The following is a 17,539-nucleotide window of genomic DNA, read 5'->3' on the forward strand; positions in this document are numbered from 1 at the left end:
TGGCGCCCGACAGGCAGGCCGGACGCCGATACCGCTGCCATCGGTCAGCTGTCAGAAGGCGCCCGCGTTGAGGGCCTTCTGGAGCTGGCTGGTGGTGTTGTCGTCCCAGGTGTCCTGGGGCGTCAGGCCGAGGTGCTTGTTGAGGGCGGTGGTGGTGGCGGGGCCGGTGATGCCGTCGGCGGTCACGTGCAGATAGGTCTGCAGGGCCTTGACGGTCAGCGGTCCGAAGGCGCCGTCGACCTCCAGCCCGGCGGACGCCTTGGTGTTCAGCACCCGCTGCAGCGCCGCACAGGTGGCCGGCCCGAACTGACCGTCCACATCGAGGAGTGCGGGTGCGGTGACCAGCGCCTTCGGCTTGATCACGCCGGTGTGCCCGGCGAGGGCCGCCTTCATGACGGCGGCGGTGTGCGGCCCGTACTCCCCGTCCACGGTCAGCTTGTGCTTGGCCTGGAAGGTGCGGACGGCCTTGTCGGTGGCGGGCCCGAACCGGCCGTCGACGGTGAGGCCGGCCTTCTGGACGCTGTTGAGGTTCTTCTGGAGGGTCTTGACGGCGTTACCGGTCGAGCCCAGGCGCAGGATGCCGTCGTGGCTGGGCATCGGGGCGGCGTTGTCGTAGGCGGGGCGGCCGTAGCCGACCACGCAGGCGCGGCCCCGGACCCGGCGGCGGAACGCGTCGGAGGTGTTGCCCTCCAGGGTGGTGATGGTGCCGTTGGAGTGGACGGCCTCGACCAGGCCGACGTGCTTGATGGAGCTGATGGAGCGGCCGCCGGAGAAGTCGAAGAACACGACGTCACCGGGGCGCATGCCACCCATGCCGTAGTGCCAGCGGCCGTGGGACTGGAAGGCGCGGGCGTGGGCGGTGGTCAGGGCGAACTTGCCCATCACGGCCTTGAGGTTGTCGGAGTGGGCGGCCTCGTAGCTGATGGACATGTCGCACCACGCTCCCGAGAAGCCGTACCAGGAGGTGATGAGGTTGTGGTTCGAGCCGGGCGGGTGCTCGGTGGTGCCCAGCAGCTTGCGGGCGGCCGCGATCATTCCCTTTGCTGTTCCCATGGCGGTGTCAGAGCTCCATGTCGTCGGGGAGGGCGTCGAGGTCGTCGGTGACCTCGTGGTCGGGGTCCTGGCTGATGCCGGTCTGGTCGGGGTCGACGTCGAAGACGCCCGCGCCGCCCTCCGGGTACGGCGGGGCCTGCTCGTTCTCGCTCATGAACACTGACTCCTTGTCGCTGTCTCGAGTGATGCGCCGCCCCGCCGCCGACCGGCCCGGCACCACCACGTGTTCGTGGCGAGGCCGGCATCGGAAGGCGGGGCGACCGCCTTGCACCACTGAGTTCAGCGGGCCGGGAATTGAATGGGCAGCCGGTTCCGTCACCCTGATCAATGGCCGCACCGCAGGTCGCGGTGCATATCGCCGTCGACAACGCGGCCCCGGCCCTCAACCGGTCCCGGGGATGGCGCCGTCCGGTATCCTCCCGCGGTCCCAACTACGCCTGAGATGAGGGTGAATCGCCCGGCGGCGGGCGGTGCGGTTCACCTCGGGCAGTTCCCCCAGGGTCGGGGACGCTGATCGGCCCTGGCCGACGCCGGTCGGTGCCGGGGCCGTCGACCGGCAGATCCGGCCTGGTGCCAGGACCCGTGTGCATGCGGGACGTCGCTGGACAGCCGGTGAACACCGGTTGGCGAAATCGGCCTTCACAGAACGTGATCACCGTGGGCGCGAGCCTCATTCGTGACCGGACCCAGTGGCGGTCGGCCACCTTCGTCGGCCAGGCAGAGCGGCTCGTCATCGCAGGAGCCGATGCGGATCTGCCGATCATTTACGGGCAGAAGGTCGCCCATGGCTGGGATTTCATCAACTGGTGGTGTAGATAAGTCAGTTGTTGCGTCTCTCTAGATCGCAACCGGCGGTGATCGCGGTAGGTGCTCAGTCGCTTTGCCGGTGATCGCCGACCCCCCTCATGCACAGCGAAAGGCAACATGTATGGCGAACAACCGCATGATGCGCAACGGCGGACGGATGCTGGCGCTCTCGGCGGCTGCCCTGGGCATGGTCGCGGCGATGGCCGGCCCCGCCTCGGCCGATGACCAGCCCACCCGGGCGCAGCTCATAGCCGACTGCGACTCGGGTGTGGGCAAGTGCAGCTTCAACGAACCCCAGTTGGGCGAGGCGTACCTCGGTGACTTCCACCGGGTCTCCGACTCGCTCTACAACTGCAGCACCTCGGCGGCCACCCAGTCGATGACCTGGTCCGACACGGTCGGTTCCACGGACTCGGCGGGTGTGTCCGTGACCGTCGGCGGCAAGATCGCCGACATCATCGATGTCAGCGTGACGGCGACTTACAGCCACACCTGGTCGAGCTCGCACTCGGAGACCAGCTCCATCAACATGACGGTGAAGCCCGGCGAAGTCGGCTGGATCTCCCGTGCGCAGGTGATGCAGACCGTCTCCGGCACCTGGCAGACCCACTACGACGACCGGAAGTGGGGCCACTACTTCTGGTTCGTCCCCGACGTCATCACGGGGCCCGCCCCGAACGGAACGGACGGCCAGAGCAACGCCGTGGTCGTCAAGTCCCGGAAGATGACCGCCAAGGAGAAGCAGTCCTGCTCCAGCCGGTCCGGTAAGGCCAAGACGTTCATCGTCCAAGGCTGACAAGGCTGATCCACCGATTGCGTGCCCGGCTGTCTCGCGGTTCGTATCTCCGCGGGGCAGCCGGGGGCTGCTCGGCCGCCGGTGGGCCGGTCCGGGGGGCTACAACGGCGCCGGAGAAGAAGCCCCCGCGATCAGCAGGCGAGGAGTCCCCGTGCCGTTCGCGGGCACGGTCCACAGGTCGCTGCTGCCGACCTTGCCATCGGTGGGTAGGGCATAGGCGATGGTGTGGTCGTCGAGCCAGGTGGCCTGGTCGTCGACGCTGTGGCGTTCGGCGAGCGCCGTCTCTTTGAGGGTGCTCAGGTCGAGGACGTACTCGTGCCACAGAGCGGTACCGGACAGGACCCGCTTCTTGAAGGCGACACGGGTCTCGTCGGGGGAGAGCGACGGACACTCCACGTTCTGGATCAGGGTGGTGACCTGCTGCCGGGACAGTGAACCGCGGACCAGGTAGGTGTGGTTGGCGGTGTTGAGGGTGGCGTAGAACGTGTCGTCGTCGGAGGCGAAGGTGACACCCCAGAAGTTGATGTCCGAGGCGTGGTAGGGCTTGCCATCCTTGACGACGGAGAACGTCTCGAGGCTGGGAATCAGCTCCATCGTGCGGGTGTCCAGGACCGAGGTCCGGGTGGAGAAGAAGGCGGACGAGTAGGACTCGCCGGAGACGAAGACGGTCCAGGCGACGAAGCGGCCGCTGGGCGAGACCCGGGCGCGGCTGGGCGTGCCCGCGAGGGGAAAGGTGCGCAGGGTGCGGAGGCCGGCGTCCAGGAGCAGGGCACGGTTGCTCTGTTTCAGGACACCGGTGACGGACTGGAGGCAGACACCCGTATCGGCCGCCGCGTAGAAACGCGCGCACTTCAGGTTCGTGGCGATCCGTCCGCCCCTGGGGTCGGCGGACGGGACCGAGACGACCGCGGTGCGGTGCGGGCCGGCAGCCGCGTTGAGGAAGGCCAGGCGGCCTTTCTGGCTGAGTGTCAACCTGCCTGCGGTGACCGTGGGGCCGCCCGGTTGCGGCTGGTTCGCCCGATCCGCGCGGGCGGCGGCGTGCAGGACCACACCGGTCCCCAGCCCCGCGAGGAGCAGCACCGCCGCGACGAATATGAGAAGGCGGCGGCGCTGCGGTGTCATCCGGATCCTCGTGGCGGTGGTGGTCATCGGGCTTCTTTCGTCGGCCGCAGCACCATGCCGGCGACGGCCGCGCAGCACAGGAGGCCGATCGCCGCACCGGCCAGCGCCGGGCCGTCGCCCCACGTCGTCCAGGCGGCGCCGAAGGCCAGCGAGCAACAGAACCGGGCCAGCGCCTGGCTGGTGCCGACGATGGCGAGGCCGCTGGCGCGCAGCTGCTCGGGCACGAGCCCGGCGAGGGCGGCGGGGAGCACGCCGTCGGTGGCCGCGTAGAAGATGCCGTGCAGGGCGAGTACGAGACAGGGGAGAGCCGGCGTGGCCGGGGCCCACAGCAGGAGGGCGTAGCCCGTGAGCAGACCCGCATGCCCGGCGAGGAACACCGTGTGCCGTCCGACCCGGTCGGCCACTGCGCCGACGGGCACGGCCAGCAGCAGGAACACCGAGGCGGTGCCCAGCGGCAGCAGCGGGAACCACTCCTCGCCGATGCCCACGCGCCGTTGCAGGAGCAGATAGACGAAGGCGTCGCTGACCGTGGTCAGGCCGAGCAACGCGGCACAGCCCGCGAGCGCGCGTAGTCGCGGCAGGCGCAGCAGCGCCAGCGCCTCGCGTAGGCGGACAGGCGCTCTGCCGTCCGGTGCGCCTGCTTCGTCCGTCTGCGCTCTTTGCCGTCTGCCGGGTACGAACAGCACCAGTACGAGCACACCGAGCACGGCGACGCACGCGCTCACGCCGAACACGGCGTCGTAGCCGTCGGCGGCCGCGCGCAGGATGAGGAAGGCCGCCAGCGGGCCGAGCATCGCGCCGGTGGTGTCCATCGCGCGGTGTACGCCGAAGGACCGGCCCTGGTTCTCGGCCGCCGTGGACAGCGAGATCATCGCGTCGCGTGGGGCGGTGCGCAGGCCCTTGCCGGTCCGGTCCAGGGCGAGGACCGTGCCGAGCGTGCCGAGGCTGCCCGCGAGCAGGAGCAGCGGCTTGCACAGCGCCGACAGGCCGTAGCCGAGTCCGGCCATGAGCTTGTGGTTGCGTACTCGGTCGGCGAGGTGTCCGCCGGTCAGCTGGACCAGAGCGCTGACGCCGTTGTAAACGCCGTCGAGGGTGCCGAATCCCAGCGGGCTGAAGCCGAGGGTGGTGACGAGGTAGAGCGGCAGGACGGCGGTGACCATCTCCGAGGAGATGTCGGTGATCAGGCTGACCGTGCCCAGCATGAGCACGACGGGGGCGACTTTGGGCCGAAGGCCGCGTCTTCGGCCCGGCCCGGAGTCGGCCGCCGGCGGCGCGGAGCGGTCGGTGAGATACATGATCAAGGCTCCAGGTGCGGTGCGATCAGTTCTGCCGGCTGCTCTCGTCCCGCAGCCAGGTGCCGAAGTCCTGTGCCCGGATGGCCTTTCCGGCCCCCCGCCGGGCGACGACCGCCGCCGCGACGAAGACTACGACAGCCGCGAAGAGCCTCGGCTCCCTGCGCAGCAGCGCTTTGAGATCTGTCGTACTCGTGCGTGCCGAGGCCTCTTCCGGGCTCTGATGCTGTTCGACCTGGGCGGTGGACACGGCGGCTCGGATCCGACGCCTGATCAAATCCCGCCATGTGCGCGGCGGGTGGACCACGACTCGGGCCGCGTCGATCACTAGCCGCTCCTCGGGAGCGAAGGCCAGGGACGCGGCCAGGTCGTCCGCCATGAGTGGCGGCAGCGCGGCGATCCGGGCGTGCCCGGCCTTGGAGACGGCGATGACCCCTCGGCCGAACAAACCCTCGCGTACGGTGGGTAGTTGCTGCCACACCCGGTAGTAGGCCCGGACCCGCCAGGCGCAGGCGTCCAGCGGGATCCGCCGTTCCGGGGCGGTGGCGAGGATGCCCGAGGTGTCGTCGTTCAGGGGTGCGGTCAGCGCCCGTACGTCGGCGCCCGCGATCACGATGTCGGCGTCCATATACACGCGGGGGAAGCCACGCGCGTGATCGTCTCCCGTCCGCAGGGCGGTGTGCTTGGAGGGGACGGGGATCTCGACCACCCGCACGCGTGGGCCGCGAGCGGCCGCGATCCGTGCGGTGTCATCCGTACAGCCGTTGCATACGACCACGATGTCCGTATCGTCCTGGAAGGATTCGCCCTCGGAGGTATCGGCCAGCAGCGAATCGAGGAGCCGTCCGATGACTCGCGCCTCGTTGTGGGCCGGTATCACGATGCTCGTCACCTGGGCAGTATGCCGCCGGTGTCGCTATTGCGATGTGTGTTTCGTCCAACTGTTCCCGCGGCTGCGTCCCGTGGTCTAGATTGAGGTTCGCCGGACCGGTTTGGGTGGGGAACTGGTCTTGACTGTTTGTCACGGTTCGGCTTGTTGAGCATTTTTGACAGTCAGTAACCAGCATGCTGGGGGCATGAGGCGGTTGGGGACCGCTGATGCTCCCTCGCTTTCCGGTGCCGCTGAGTGAAGGGCACTTCGGTCAGGGGTAGCCGCGCATGTGGTGGGGGGAGCATGACCATTGAGGTCACGCATGAGCAACTGGTTGTGGAGCGCAGGAGTCCGGAAGCGCGCCGAAGACGGTGGGAACAGAAGTACCGGATCGTCCTCCTGGTCGCGGACGGATTAGCGGCGGCTGCCGCGGCTTTCTTGATCCACGCGGCCTATGGCCGCTGGGCGGTGGCCCTGGTGCTGCCCCCGGTGTGGATCGCGGCCATGTTCGCGCATCGCTCCTACGACCGCGGCACGCTGGGCATGGGGACCGAGGAGTACCGTCGGGTGCTTCGGGGCGGTGTCGCACTGCCGGCGCTGGCCGCGTGTGCGTACTACCTGTTCAGGCACGACTCCGGCCTCTTCCATGACATGACCATGGCTGCGGTGCCGGCCACCGCGATCGCCCTGACGGTCCGGTACACGCTGCGCCGCCGGCTGCACAGACGCTGGGCGCGGGGCCGGGACCGGAGCGCGACGCTCCTGGTCGGGCCGTCGCGCGGCATCATGGAGCTGGTCGCCGTGTTACGGCGCGGCGGCGTACAGGAGCTCCAGGCGTCCGGAGTGTGCCTGAGCGATCCGGAAAACGCCAGGGACATCCGCAAGTTGGGGCTCCCCGTCCTCGGCGGCGTCGGCGACATGAACGACGTGATCCGGGCCCTGGGCATCGGCACCGTGGTGGTGCTGCCGGCACCCGAGTACGACGCCTCCGTCCTGCGCCGGATGTCCTGGACGGCGGCCGTGCAGGGCGTCGACTTCCTGCTGGCCCCCGTGCTGGCCGACGTCTCCGCCTCCCGGCTGGCGGTACGGCCCACCAACGGGGTGCCGCTGGTACGGATACAGGCGCCGAACCTCTCCCGGGTCTCCCGGCTGCCCAAGGAACTGCTGGATCGTTCCTTCGCGGCGGCGCTCCTGCTCCTCCTCGCGCTGCCCATGCTGCTGATCGCCCTGATCGTCCGGCTGGACAGCACCGGCCCCGCGCTGTTCAGACAGCCGCGGGTGGGCCGGTACGGCGACCACTTCACCATGCTCAAGTTCCGCACGATGCGGCAGGACTCGGAGGCCCTGAGGGCGGAACTGGAGCACCTCAACCAGAACAGCGACGGCCTGCTGTTCAAGGTGAAGGAAGACCCACGGATCACCCGGGTCGGCTCGTTCCTGCGGCGCAGCTCGCTGGACGAACTGCCCCAGCTCATCAACGTGGTCAAGGGCCATATGTCGCTCGTCGGCCCCCGCCCGCCGCTGCCCGAAGAGGTCGAGGAGTACACGCCGGACATCAAGCGCCGGTTGCTCGTGAAGCCCGGCCTCACCGGACTGTGGCAGGTCAGCGGCCGCTCCGACCTGCCCTGGGACGAGGCGGTCCGGCTCGATCTCGGATACGTGGACAACTGGTCGATGGGCCTTGACCTGTCGATCCTGCTGCGCACCGGATCCGCGGTGGTGCGCGGAACGGGGGCGTACTGATGGACCGACGGAAGAGGAGTCAAGTGACGCAGAGTGCGGAGCCGTTGGGGGTCGCGGTCGTCGGGGCCGGCTACTGGGGGCCCAACCTCGTACGCAACTTCCAGGGCAGCGAGCGGTTCCGGCTGCGCTGGCTGTGCGACCTCGACGTGGAGCGGGCCCAGCGGGTTCTCGGCGGCTACTCGACCGTCCAGGCGACCTCGGACTACGCGGCCGTGCTCGCCGACCCCTCCGTGGCCGCCGTCGCCGTGGCCACGCCCGCCGGAACCCACCTCGACATCGCCCTGGCAGCCCTGCGCGCCGGAAAGCACGTCCTCGTGGAGAAGCCGCTCGCGGCGACCTACGCCGACGGAATGCGCCTGGTGTCCGAGGCGGAGGAGCGCGGGCTCACCCTGATGTGCGACCACACCTACTGCTACACGCCCGCCGTGGGCCGTATCAGGGAACTGGTCCGCTCCGGGGAACTCGGCGAGGTCCACTTCGTCGACTCGGTCCGTATCAACCTCGGGCTCGTCCAGAAGGACATCGACGTCATGTGGGACCTGGCCCCGCACGATCTGTCCATCCTGGACTTCATCCTCCCCGACAACGTCGAGCCGGTCGCCGTCGCCGCCCACGGGGCCGACCCGATCGGCGCGGGACAGGCCTGCGTGGCCTATCTGACGCTCCAGCTCAACACGGGCGCCATCGCCCACGTGCACGTCAACTGGCTCTCCCCGACCAAGGTTCGCACCACCATGGTGGGCGGTGCCAAACGCACCCTCATCTGGGACGACCTCAATCCCGTCCAGCGTGTGGCGATCTACGACCGGGGCGTGGACCTGGCCGCGCCGCAGGAGATCGGTGCGGACGAGCGCAGGGAGATGCTCGTCTCCTACCGCTCCGGTGACATGGTCGCGCCGGCGATCGGTGAGAAGGAAGCGCTGCGCAGCATGGTCGAGGAGTTCGCCGACGCGATCAGGGACCGGCGGGCGCCACTGACCGACGGCCGGGCGGGCCTGCGGGTGCTGGACATTCTTGAGGCGGCGTCCCGGAGTCTGGAATTCCGGGGCGCGGTCGTCGGCCTGCGCGCCGGGCACTGAGGGTCTCAATCCACTGAGAGGGCAGGGCAGTTGAGCAGCGTACGAGGCAAGAAGATCCTGGTCACCGGGGGAGCCGGCACCATCGGCTCCAACCTTGTCGACCTCCTGGCCGAGGGCGGTGCCCGCGAGGTCGTGGTGCTGGACAACTTCGTGCGTGGGCGGCGGGCCAACCTCGCCCGGGCCCTGCCCAGCGGCGTCGTGGAGGTCGTGGAGGGCGACGTCCGGGACTCCGCCACCGTGCGGAAGGTCACCGAGGGCGCCGACCTGGTGTTCCACCTCGCCGCGATACGCATCACCCAGTGCGCGGAGGAACCCCGGCTCGCCAACGAGGTCCTGGTCGACGGCACCTTCAACGTCCTGGAGGCGGCGGCCGAGGCCGGGGTGGGCAAGGTGATCGCCTCGTCCTCCGCGTCCGTCTACGGCATGGCCGAGACCTTCCCGACGACCGAACGCCATCACCCGTACAACAACGACACGTTCTACGGCGCGGCGAAGGCCTTCAACGAGGGCATGCTGCGCAGCTTCCACGCCATGTACGGACTGGACTATGTGGCCCTGCGCTACTTCAACGTCTACGGCCCCCGGATGGACATCCACGGCCTCTACACCGAGGTGCTGATCCGCTGGATGGAGCGCATCGAGGCGGGCGAGCCGCCGCTGATCCTCGGCGACGGCACGCAGACCATGGACTTCGTCGACGTGCGTGACATCGCCCGAGCCAATGTGCTGGCCGCCGAGTCGGATCTCACCGACGAGGTGTTCAACATCGCCAACGGCACGGAGACTTCGCTGCTCGAGCTCGCCCAGGGCCTGCTGGACGCGATGGGCGCATCGGACCTGGCACCGGTGCACGGGCCCGCCCGCACCGTGAACGGCGTCACCCGGCGGCTCGCGGACACCACACAGTCCGCCGAACGGCTCGGCTTCACCGCGCGGATCGACCTGCGCACGGGACTGCGGGACCTGGTGGAGTGGTGGCGTGCGGAGCGCGCCGCCGGCGCCGCCGCCGGGGAGGCCTCGCGATGAGCGCCGACCGCATCCCCGTGATGATCCCCTGGCTCGGCGAGGAGGAGGCCAAGGCCGCCTCCGACGCGGTGCTGTCTGGGTGGGTCGCCCAGGGACCCCGGGTCACCGCCTTCGAGCGGGCCTTCGCGGAGCGGGTGGGCGCCGAGCACGCCGTCGCCGTCAGCTCGTGCACCACCGCCCTGCACCTGTCGCTCGTCGCACTCGGCCTGAGGCCCGGCGACGAGGTCGTGGTGCCCTCGCTGTCGTTCATCGCCACCGCCAACGCCGTGCGCTACATCGGGGCCGAGCCCGTGTTCGCGGACGTCGACCTCGCCACCGGCAATCTGACCGCGGCCACCGTGGACGCGGTCCGCACTCCCCGTACCAAGGCCGTCCTCGTCGTCCACCAGGGCGGCGTACCGGCCGATGTGCACAGCCTGCGGGCCGCCTGCGCCGACTGGGACCTTCCCCTGGTCGAGGACGCGGCCTGCGCCATCGGCTCGACCGTCGGCGGCAAGTCCGTGGGCCACGGCGCGCTGATCGCCGCCTGGTCCTTCCACCCCCGCAAGGTCGTCACCACCGGCGAGGGCGGCATGGTCACCACCGACGACGCCCAGTGGGCGGCACGCCTGCGCAGGCTGCGCGAGCACGGGATGAACGTCTCGGCGGCGGAGCGCCATGCGAGCGGCAAGCCGGTCCTGGAGAGCTACCTCGAGGTCGGCTACAACTACCGGATGACGGACGTCCAGGCCGCGATCGGCCTGGTCCAGCTCCAGAAACTCGACGTGATGACCGTCCGCCGCCGCGAGCTGGCGGCCCGGTACGACGCACTGCTGCAAGGCGTCCCCGGCCTCACCCCCGTACGCGACCCCGCGCACGGGCAGAGCAACTTCCAGTCCTACTGGGTGCTCCTGGCCGAGGACTTCCCCGTCGGCCGTGACGAGCTGCTCGCCGCGCTCGCCCAGGCCGGCGTCTCCGCCCGGCGCGGGATCATGGCCTCGCACCTCGAACCCGCCTACGAGGGACACCCCGGCGCCCCGCTGCCGTTCACCGAGCGGATCAGCCGCGACTCGCTGATCCTGCCGCTGTTCCACACGATGACCGAGGCCCAACAGGACCGGGTCGTGGCCGCGCTGCGCGAACAGGCCCGAAGATGAGCGGGCTCCTGATCATCGGCGCGGGCGGGTTCGCCCGGGAGACCGCACAGGCCGTACGGGACGCGGGCGACACCGAGTTGCTCGGGCACCTGGACGACAACGCCGCCCTGCACGGCACCGAGGTGGACGGCGTGCCCGTGCTCGGCGGCTGTGACCTGGTCCACGAGCTGCCCGACGCCCGGGCGGTGATCTGCGTGGGCAACCCCAGGGACTACGCCGCCCGCGCCCATCTGGTCCGCAGGCTCGACCTGCCCGCGGAACGCTACGCCACCGTGATCCACCCGACGGCGGCGGTGTCGGAGACCTCGCACGTCGGGCCCGGCTCGGTCCTGCTCGCGCACTGTGTGCTCACCGCCGCCGTGCGGGTGGGCGCGCATGTCGCGGTGATGCCGCATGTCGTCCTCACCCATGACGACGTGGTCGAGGACTTCGTCACGCTCGCCTCCGGCGTCCGCCTGGGCGGGGGCGCACGGCTGGAGCGGGGCGCGTACGTGGGCTCCGGGGCCCTGGTCAGGGAAGGCACGACGGTCGGCGCCTGGTCGCTGATCGGCATGGGGAGCACCGTGCTCGGCGATGTGCCGCCGGGCGAGGTCTGGGCGGGGAGCCCGGCCCGGCGGCTGCGCGAGGCGGCCGCCCCGGCGCTCGACGAACTCGCCACGCGAACAATGGGGGGACCCGTCCTATGAACCGGATTCCGCTGGTGGACCTCAAGGCGGCCCATGAAGAAGTCGCCGACGACGTACGGGCCGGATTCGAACGGGTCCTGGCCCACACCGCGTTCATCGGAGGCGACGAGGTTCGCCGATTCGAGCGCGAGTACGCGGACTTCGGCGACGTCGCGCACTGCGTGGGCGTGGCCAACGGCACCGATGCCGTCGAACTCGCCTTGCGCGCCGTCGGAGTCGGGCCCGGTGACGAGGTCGTCGTGCCCGCCAACACCTTCATCGCCACCGCGGGTGCGGTGGCCAGAACCGGCGCGCGTCCGGTCCTCGCGGACTGCCTGCCCGACAGCTATCTGCTCGACCCCCAGGCCGCACTGGACGCCGTCGGCCCGGACACCCGCGCGGTCGTACCCGTCCACCTCTACGGGCAGTTGGCCGACGTGACGGAGCTGACCGGTCGGCTTCCCGACCGCGTACGGGTCGTCGAGGACGCCGCGCAGTGCCAGGGCGCCACCCGCGACGGCCGCTCGCCGGGCAGCGGCGGCATCGCGGCCACCAGCTTCTACCCGGGCAAGAACCTCGGCGCCTACGGCGACGCGGGCGCGGTGCTGACCGACGACGAGGAACTGTCCGGCCTGGTCCGCGCGATCGCCAACCACGGCGGAGTCGCCAAGTACCGCCACGACGTACCAGGGTTCAACAGCCGCCTGGACGGACTGCAGGCCGTCGTCCTGCGCGCGAAGCTGGCGCGGCTGGCGGACGGCAACGCGGCCCGGGGGCGGCCGCGGCCCGCTACGACGCGCTGCTCGCGGACCTGGCGGCCGCCGGCCGGGTCGTACTCCCGACCACCGCGCCGGGCAACGTCCACGTATGGCACCTGTACGTCGTCCAGGTCGCCGGGGCGGACCGCGACGACATCGTGGGCAAGCTCAACGCCGAGGGCATCGGCGCGGGCGTGCACTATCCCGCCCCGGTCCACCTCACACCGGCCTACCGCCATCTCGGCCATGCCCGGGGCGACTTCCCGAACGCCGAGCAGGCGGCCGACCGCATCCTGTCACTGCCGCTCTACCCGCAGATCACCCCCGACCAGCAGCAGCGCGTCGTGGACACCCTCACCGACGCGCTCGGCAGCTGATCGGCCACCGGTTTCACGCTCCACCCCGACCGTCACGGGTCGGTCCTGCACAGCACCGCTGAGAGGTACACATGAACAGATGGAGCAGACGGATCCGGGGCGGCCGCCTCGCCGTCGTAGCGGCATTGATATGGGCGGTGCTCCCGCAGGCCGGGCCCGCGCTCGCGGCATCCGACCCGTGCGGAGCGGGCTCGAACACGATCGTCTGCGAGAACTCCAAGCCGGGCAGCCCGAAGTCCGACTGGTTCTCACCCAACGCCTACGGCGACATCCAGGGTTTCACCACCAAGGAGAGCGTGCAGGCCGGCGACACCGTCCAGTTCAAGGTCCAGTCGAAGGTCTCGTACCACATCGAGATCTACCGCCTGGGCTGGTACGGCGGCGACGGCGCGCGCGAGATGTCGACCGCGGCCCAGGCGGCGGTCACCTATCCGGCCAACTACTCCACCAATCCGGCCAGTTGCACCAAGAAGAGCGGCACCGGCCTGGTCGACTGCGGCAACTGGCCCGTGACCGCGAGCTGGACGGTGCCCAGCGACGCCGTGTCCGGCCTGTACATCGCGAACATCACCCAGACGGACGGCGACGGCCTGATGCCGTACCCGTTCGTCGTCCGCAAGGACTCCAGCACCTCCGACGTCGTCGTACAGACCAGTGACCAGACCTGGCAGGCCTACAACGACTACGGCGGCCAGGACCTGTACGGAGGCGGGGGACCCGCGCCGGACGGCCGCGCCTACGAGGTCAGCTACAACCGGCCGCTGGACATCGGCGGCGACAACGGCATCTACGGCTCCGAGTACATGATGCTGTCCTGGCTGGAGCGCAACGGCTACGACGTCAGCTATCTGTCCGGCGTGGACGTGTCGGCCAACGGCGGCACCCTGCTGAAGAACCACAAGGTGTATCTGTCCTCCGGCCACGACGAGTACTGGACGCAGAGCCAGTACTCCAACGTCCTGGCGGCCAGGAAGGCCGGTGTGAGAGAGGCCTTCTTCAGCGGCAACGAGGTCTTCTGGAAGACCCGCCTCGCCCCGAGCATCGACGGCACGAACACCGCGAACCGGACCCTGGTCTGCTACAAGATGACCAAGATGGCCCAGAACAACGGCATCGCCGACCCCAGCGGCATCTGGACCGGCACCTGGATGGACCCGGCCAGCACCGACTACGGGCAGGACTACCAGCCACCGAACATCCTCACCGGCTCCATGTTCCAGGTGAACGGCTACCGCAGCGACGCGATCACGGTCCCCGGCTCCTACGGCAAGAACCGGCTGTGGCGCAACACCTCCATCGCGAACCTCACATCGAGCCAGACCGCCACCTTCCCGGCCGGCACACTCGGCTACGAATGGGACAGCGACCTCGCCAACAGCACCAGACCCGCCGGGGCGATCGACCTGTCGTCCACGACCGTGGACGTCAACGACGGCAAGTACCGTCTGGACTGGGGCAACACCTACGGCAACGGCACGGCGACGCACAATCTCGTCGAGTTCCGCGACCAGGACTCCGGGGCCCTGGTGTTCGGCGCGGGAACCGTGCAGTGGTCGTGGGGCCTGACCAACATCCCGACGTACAACCCCGCCGACACGGTGGTCACCGAGGACGCCCGCATGCAGCAGGCGACGGTGAACATCCTCGCCGACATGGGCCTCCAGCCGCTGACCCTGCAGAGCACCCTCCACGCCGCCACGGCTTCCACCGACACCACCGGCCCGGCCGTCACCGTGACGAGCCCGGCCTCCGGGGTCACCGTCCCGGCGCTGAAGCCGGTCACCATCACCGGCACCGCCGGCGACTCCGGCGGGGGCGTGGTGGCCCGCGTGGAGGTGTCCACGGACGGCGGAACGACCTGGAAGCCCGCAGGCGGCCTGACCTCCTGGAGCTTCAGCTGGACCCCGACGACGCCGGGCTCGGCGTCCATCAAGGTCCGCGCGGTCGACGACAGCGTCAACATCGGCGCCGTCACCACCGTCCCGGTGACCGTCGGCCCCCAGGCCTGCCCCTGCACCGTCTGGCCGGCCTCCGCCGTGCCCGGCACCGTCAACGCGGGCGACGGCAGCTCAGTGGAGCTCGGCGTCAAGTTCCGTACCACGGTGGCCGGTTCCATCACCGCCGTACGCTTCTACAAGTCGCCCGCCAACACCGGAACCCACACCGGCAGCCTGTGGAGCGCCTCCGGCACCCGCCTGGCCACCGGCACCTTCACCAACGAGACGGCCTCCGGCTGGCAGCAGCTGAACTTCGCCACCCCGGTGAGCGTCAAGGCCAATACCACCTACGTCGCCTCGTACTTCGCCCCCAACGGCGGATACTCCTACGACGGCGGCTACTTCTCCAGTGGCGACGCGGGCCTGGCCCCGCTCACGGCCCTGAAGTCCGGCACCGACGGCGGCAACGGCGTCTACCGCTACACCTCGACGAGCGCCTTCCCGTCCTCGCAGTCCTCCGGCAGCAACTACTGGGTCGACGCCGTGCTGGACACCTCTGCCGCCAGCACGACCCCGCCCACCGTCACCTCGACCTCCCCGACCTCCGGGGCGACCGGCGTGTCGATCACGGCACCGGAGTCGGCCGTCTTCAGCTCCGCCATCGACGCCGACACCCTGACCTTCACCCTGAAGGACGCGAACGGCACCACCGTGCCGGGAACCAGAACACTGCCCGCCTCGAACAAGGCGACCTTCACACCGTCAACCGAGCTGGAACTGCACACCACGTACACCGCGTCCGTCCAGGCCTCCGACGTGTGGGGCAACGCCATGGCGGACCCGGTGACATGGACCTTCACCACCAGTTCAACCCCGCCCGCGGTCACCTGTCCCTGCACGCTGTGGAACTCCTCCACCGTGCCGGCCACCCCCGACATGACCGGTGACACCAACTCCGTAGAGCTGGGTACCCGGTTCACCTCCTCGACGAGCGGCTGGGTCACCGGCGTCACCTTCTACAAGGGCACCGGCAACACCGGCACCCACACCGGCAGCCTGTGGTCCGACACCGGCACGCTGCTCGCCACCGGCACCTTCACCGGCGAGACGGCCTCCGGCTGGCAGCAGCTGACCTTCGCCACTCCGGTGGCCATCACCGCCGACACCCCGTACGTCGTCTCCTACCACGCGCCGAACGGCAACTACGCGGTCGACGGCGGCTACTTCACGGCAGCCCACCAGTCCTATCCGCTGACCGCCACTGCCGACACCACCGCACACCACAACGGGCTCTACCGGTACGGCGCCGACCCGGCCTTCCCCAACGGTTCCTACGGATCCGCGAACTACTGGGTGGGTCCCGTCTTCACCGCCGACAACCCCAGCGGGTCGCCGGCGACGGCCGCCGACCCGGACGAGGACACCGCGTCCACGGTGACGCACACCGCCGACGCGAGCAGCCCCCTCGTCACGACCCTGCCGGCTTCGGTCAAGCTGTCGTCCGTCAAGGCGATCGTGACCATCCTGCCGGGCGCCAAGGCGGCCGCTGCCAGGAAACTCCACGTCACGACCGTCACCTCCTACGACCGGGCCACCCACAAGGTGTCCGTGCATCTGTCCTTCCCGTTGCCCGACGGCACCCGGTTCAAGGTCACGGTCACGGCAACGGGCAAGAACCGGCACACGGTGAAGTCCCAGAGCTGGACCCTGACCAGCAAGACCGTCCGCAAGAAGAAGAACTGACCGACCAGAACCCACCGGTGGTGGTCTCCCGCGAACCTGGGCGGAGACCACCACCGGGGATTGGCTTCCTCATCGATGAGCACCGTCAGTGTTGTGATCCCCTGCTACAAGTACGGCCATTTCCTCGCCGACTGCGTGAGCAGCGTCCTGGACGAGCAGGACGGCGTTGACGTCCGGGTACTCATCATCGACGACGCCTCGCCCGACGACTCGGCGGAGGCCGCGCACAAACTGGCCGCCTCCGACCCGCGCATCGAAGTGCGGGTCCACGCAACCAACAAGGGCCACATCGCCACCTACAACGAAGGTCTCCTGGAATGGGCCGACGGCGACTACGTCGCCCTCCTGTCCGCCGACGACCGGCTGGTCCCGGGCGCGCTGGTGCGGGCCGCCGCGCTGCTGGACGCCCATCCCGAGGCGGGGTTCGCCTACGGGCGTCCCCTGCGCTTCCAGCACGGCGGCCCGCTCCCGTCGGCCCGTACACGGAGCACCGGTTCGGTCGTCTATCCCGGGCAGTGGTGGCTGGAGCGGCGCTTCCGTGAGGGCACCGGCTGCATCACCTCGCCGGAAGTCGTCGTCCGCACCAGCCTCCAGCGCACGGTCGGCGGCTACGACCCGGCCCTGCCCCACGCCGGCGACATCGAGATGTGGATGCGGCTCGCCGCACACGCCGACGTCGGCTACATACGCGGAGCCGACCAGGCCTTCTACCGCGTGCACGGCAAGAACATGTCCACGACCGACTTCGGCGGTCAGCTCGACGACCTGCGCCAGCGCCTGGTGGCCTTCGACTCCGTACTCGCCAAATGCGCCGACCGCCTGCCCCACGCCGACCGCCTGGCCGACGAGGTCCACACCCGGCTCGCGCGCTTCGCGCTGCGCCGCGCCTACCGGGCCTACGACCGAGGGCGCACCGGTGTCGTACCGGTCGACGCATGCGTGGCGTTCGCCGAGCAGTGCCTGCCGGGATACGCGGCACTGCCCGAGTACCGCGCGCTGCGGCTGCGCAGACGCATAGGGCCGAAGGCCATGCCGTATCTGCAGCCGCTGGTGTGGTCGGCCGTGGCCGAGCGCGGGCGCGAGTGGCTCTGGTGGGAGTCGTGGAAGCGCCGCGGCATCTGATGACTCGTCGGG

Annotated in this window: 15 protein-coding genes and 1 pseudogene; 11 read left to right on the forward strand and 5 right to left on the reverse strand. The window is 69.9% G+C overall.

Annotated features, from left to right (window positions below):
- Positions 1–51: 51 nt before the first annotated feature.
- A complete protein-coding gene (locus N8I87_RS38760; protein ID WP_263215570.1) occupies positions 52–1,053 on the reverse strand; it encodes a peptidoglycan-binding protein in 1,002 nt (333 codons plus the stop codon).
- 7 nt (positions 1,054–1,060) lie between these two features.
- Positions 1,061–1,207, reverse strand: coding sequence for a hypothetical protein (locus N8I87_RS38765; protein WP_263215571.1), 147 nt, complete (start codon positions 1,205–1,207; stop codon positions 1,061–1,063).
- Positions 1,208–1,641: 434 nt separating this feature from the next.
- On the opposite strand from N8I87_RS38765, the gene N8I87_RS38770 reads away from it, so the two are divergent.
- Positions 1,642–1,872, forward strand: coding sequence for a hypothetical protein (locus N8I87_RS38770; RefSeq protein WP_263215572.1), 231 nt, complete (start codon positions 1,642–1,644; stop codon positions 1,870–1,872).
- A 109-nt stretch (positions 1,873–1,981) separates the two neighbouring features.
- A complete protein-coding gene (locus N8I87_RS38775) occupies positions 1,982–2,656 on the forward strand; it encodes a hypothetical protein (protein WP_263215573.1) in 675 nt (224 codons plus the stop codon).
- Between the two features lie 99 nt (positions 2,657–2,755).
- On the opposite strand, the gene N8I87_RS38780 is transcribed toward N8I87_RS38775, so the two are convergent.
- From N8I87_RS38780 to N8I87_RS38790, 3 genes are read right to left on the reverse strand one after another with little or no spacing between them, the layout of a single operon-like run.
- The gene (locus N8I87_RS38780; RefSeq protein ID WP_411577339.1) at positions 2,756–3,805 is read right to left on the reverse strand and encodes a TolB family protein; all 1,050 of its coding nucleotides are present in this window, start codon (positions 3,803–3,805) and stop codon (positions 2,756–2,758) included.
- Positions 3,802–5,073 (reverse strand): MFS transporter, encoded by a 1,272-nt coding sequence (locus N8I87_RS38785; protein ID WP_263215575.1) that lies wholly within the window; start codon positions 5,071–5,073, stop codon positions 3,802–3,804. The genes N8I87_RS38780 and N8I87_RS38785 overlap by 4 nt, the downstream gene beginning before the upstream one ends.
- A gap of 25 nt (positions 5,074–5,098) precedes the next feature.
- Positions 5,099–5,962: a glycosyltransferase family 2 protein gene (locus tag N8I87_RS38790; RefSeq protein ID WP_263215577.1), complete on the reverse strand. Its 864-nt coding sequence runs from the start codon at positions 5,960–5,962 to the stop codon at positions 5,099–5,101.
- Between the two features lie 282 nt (positions 5,963–6,244).
- Here N8I87_RS38790 and N8I87_RS38795 point away from each other — a divergent pair, with 282 nt between their 5' ends.
- The 9 genes and pseudogenes from N8I87_RS38795 to N8I87_RS38835 all read left to right on the forward strand — a co-directional run bounded on the left by N8I87_RS38795 (position 6,245) and on the right by N8I87_RS38835 (position 17,527).
- Positions 6,245–7,684, forward strand: coding sequence for a sugar transferase (locus N8I87_RS38795; protein ID WP_263215579.1), 1,440 nt, complete (start codon positions 6,245–6,247; stop codon positions 7,682–7,684).
- 23 nt (positions 7,685–7,707) lie between these two features.
- The gene (locus N8I87_RS38800; protein ID WP_263215580.1) at positions 7,708–8,763 is read left to right on the forward strand and encodes a Gfo/Idh/MocA family protein; all 1,056 of its coding nucleotides are present in this window, start codon (positions 7,708–7,710) and stop codon (positions 8,761–8,763) included.
- A gap of 30 nt (positions 8,764–8,793) precedes the next feature.
- Positions 8,794–9,789: an NAD-dependent epimerase/dehydratase family protein gene (locus N8I87_RS38805; protein ID WP_263215581.1), complete on the forward strand. Its 996-nt coding sequence runs from the start codon at positions 8,794–8,796 to the stop codon at positions 9,787–9,789.
- Positions 9,786–10,925 carry a DegT/DnrJ/EryC1/StrS family aminotransferase gene (locus tag N8I87_RS38810; RefSeq protein WP_263215582.1) on the forward strand — a complete coding sequence of 380 codons (1,140 nt, stop codon included), beginning with the start codon at positions 9,786–9,788 and terminating at the stop codon, positions 10,923–10,925. The genes N8I87_RS38805 and N8I87_RS38810 overlap by 4 nt, the downstream gene beginning before the upstream one ends.
- Positions 10,922–11,611 (forward strand): acetyltransferase, encoded by a 690-nt coding sequence (locus N8I87_RS38815; RefSeq protein ID WP_263215583.1) that lies wholly within the window; start codon positions 10,922–10,924, stop codon positions 11,609–11,611. The genes N8I87_RS38810 and N8I87_RS38815 overlap by 4 nt, the downstream gene beginning before the upstream one ends.
- A pseudogene (locus N8I87_RS38820) lies at positions 11,608–12,303 on the forward strand (DegT/DnrJ/EryC1/StrS family aminotransferase); the annotation flags it as partial. The gene N8I87_RS38815 and the pseudogene N8I87_RS38820, both read left to right, overlap by 4 nt.
- Before the next feature lie 98 nt (positions 12,304–12,401).
- Positions 12,402–12,725, forward strand: coding sequence for a DegT/DnrJ/EryC1/StrS family aminotransferase (locus N8I87_RS38825; protein ID WP_263216886.1), 324 nt, complete (start codon positions 12,402–12,404; stop codon positions 12,723–12,725).
- Between the two features lie 71 nt (positions 12,726–12,796).
- A complete protein-coding gene (locus tag N8I87_RS38830; protein WP_263215584.1) occupies positions 12,797–16,405 on the forward strand; it encodes a DUF4082 domain-containing protein in 3,609 nt (1,202 codons plus the stop codon).
- A gap of 75 nt (positions 16,406–16,480) precedes the next feature.
- Positions 16,481–17,527, forward strand: coding sequence for a glycosyltransferase family 2 protein (locus tag N8I87_RS38835; RefSeq protein WP_263215585.1), 1,047 nt, complete (start codon positions 16,481–16,483; stop codon positions 17,525–17,527).
- Positions 17,528–17,539: the final 12 nt, after the last annotated feature.

This window comes from Streptomyces sp. HUAS 15-9 (assembly GCF_025642155.1).
In the GTDB taxonomy this organism is placed as follows: domain Bacteria; phylum Actinomycetota; class Actinomycetes; order Streptomycetales; family Streptomycetaceae; genus Streptomyces.